The sequence below is a fragment of the Streptomyces sp. MB09-02B genome, assembly GCF_033794485.1.
Taxonomy (GTDB): Bacteria; Actinomycetota; Actinomycetes; order Streptomycetales; family Streptomycetaceae; genus Streptomyces.
In genome coordinates this window covers 1-1,864 of the sequence record NZ_JARGEE010000799.1, presented here as the reverse complement: position 1 = coordinate 1,864, position 1,864 = coordinate 1, and the positions used below count along the sequence as shown (strand labels likewise).

Here is a 1,864-nt window from a genome sequence, read left to right as displayed (position 1 = left end):
GGATCGGGGTTGCTCTCGGGATCATGGGGGGCGTGTTGGTGCTGGTGGCCGGTGGGGTGTTCCTGGTGAACCGGAAGTGGCCTGTGCGGGCGAAGAAGTAGCGGCGGTCCGGGAGCGTCTGACTGGTTGTTGTCGGACGCGGGGTTCCGGTGCGTCGCGGCTGGTCGCGCAGTTCCCCGTGCCCCTTACGGGGCGCTGTTGCCGGCCGGGGGTGCCAGGTCCCCTGTGTCCACGCTCTCCTTGCTGCCCTCCGCCGTCCACGCCGCGCAGTACAGCAGCAGCTTGGTGGTGAGGTTGATCCAGAGGAGCAGGGCGATGGGGACTCCGAAGGCGCCGTACATGCTCTTCGAGGCGACGCCCTGGATGTAGCCGCTGAGGAGGAGCTTGAGGAGTTCGAAGCCCACGGCTCCTATGAGAGCGGCCACCACGAGGCGACGGCGGGGCGGGTGGACGCCGGGGAGCAGGGTGAGGACGTAGAGGAGCAGCAGGAAGTCGGCCAGCACGGCGACGGCGAACGCGGCGACGCGCAGGAGGATGCCGCCCCAGCCGTCGCGGTCGATGCCGAGCTGGTCGGCGAACCGGCCGACGGCCCAGGAGGCGGCGGCGGAAGCGGCCAGCGAGACGAGGACCGCGCCACCGAGACCGACCAGGAGGCCCGCGTCCTTGCCCTTGGCGAGGACGGGGTTCTCGTCGGGGTCCTCCTTCTCCCAGACCGCGCGCAGACAGCCGCGCATCTCGCCGACCCAGCCGATGCCGGTGAACAGCAGCAGCGCGCCGGCGATGACCCCGACCGTGCCGGCGTTGTCGACGAGACCGGCGATGTCGAGCTGGTCGGAGATGCCGGGGACCTGCTCGGTGAGCCGGTCCTCCAGCTCCCGCTGCTGGTCCTTGCCGAGCGTCGCCGCGGCGATGGCCGCGGCCAGGGTCAGCAGCGGGAACAGCGCCAGGAAGCTGATGAACGTCATCGCCGCGGCCAGCCGGGTCCACTTCGCCCGCTCCAGCCGCTCGTACGACCGCCACGCGTGCGTGGTCATCAGACGCTCCACCCAAGGACCCACCCCGGGGAGCTTTTTCAGCCAGTCCATGATCCGAACTCTGCCCCAGTCGTCGTCACCCGATACCGGGTACCCCCACAGGGGTCCACGCATCCCCTCCTGACGTCACTGTCTCCGGCGCCGCCGCGTCCCCCTCACCAGTCCGCCACCGCCAGCGTTGACGACGTACACGGCGGCGGCACGGGCCGTGAAGAGGGCGGAGACGAGGGGCAGTTGGACGAGCGCACGCGGTGTGAAGAGCTCCCCGGCGGCCCGCGGGCGCGGCGACGACGAGGGTGTTCTTGATCCATTGCCGGGGGCGAGTCGTCCGGAGGAGCCCGTGGACGAGGCCGGCCTTCGGGGGCTCCTGTCCGGACGTCGTCCGGCGCTCCAGGACCAGGGCGGGCCCGGCCGTGGTGCGCCCTGCCACCGTGCGCTCAGCCATCACCACTCACCACTCCGCGCGCGCCCCACTGTGCCGTGAGCGCCCCGAGGGCCACGCCCGCGCGGCGGACAGCAGCAGAGAAGCGCCCAGGACTCCGTGAGCCACGACGGCGACCGCCGCCGCCGCCGAACTCGTGTGCGATCTGGGGAAGGAGTGCCGTCCGACCGTGCGGACCAGCGGCTCGACGTGTGCGGGACGCGGCCGTCGTACGACGCGCTTGAGGGGGACCGGGCCGGAGCTACGGCAATCTTGAACGACATCCCCCCAATCACCCATTTCGGTGAGGCGACAGAGCGGCCGTGCCTACGTGCCCGACTCCTCCGCATACGCGGCGATACGGTCGCGAGCATGCCAGCCGACGCCGCCCCGACCTCCCCGGCTCCCC

The 1,864-nt window shown here is 71.6% G+C and carries 1 protein-coding gene and 2 pseudogenes; all 3 read right to left on the bottom strand.

The features are described 5' to 3' along the window. Window positions 1–185: 185 nt before the first annotated feature. Window positions 186–1,085: a YihY/virulence factor BrkB family protein gene (locus P1P70_RS44170; RefSeq protein WP_319248072.1), complete on the bottom strand. Its 900-nt coding sequence runs from the start codon at window positions 1,083–1,085 to the stop codon at window positions 186–188. A gap of 126 nt (window positions 1,086–1,211) precedes the next feature. After that, a pseudogene (locus tag P1P70_RS44165) lies at window positions 1,212–1,479 on the bottom strand (decaprenyl-phosphate phosphoribosyltransferase); the annotation flags it as partial. Further along, a pseudogene (locus P1P70_RS44160) lies at window positions 1,472–1,701 on the bottom strand (phosphatase PAP2 family protein); the annotation flags it as partial. The pseudogenes P1P70_RS44165 and P1P70_RS44160, both read right to left, overlap by 8 nt. Window positions 1,702–1,864: the final 163 nt, after the last annotated feature.

Bases quoted from the DNA above. Each gene is read 5' to 3' on its own strand.
- P1P70_RS44170 (WP_319248072.1), bottom strand. From the start codon at position 1,085: ATGGACTGGCTGAAAAAGCTCCCCGGGGTGGGTCCTTGGGTGGAGCGT.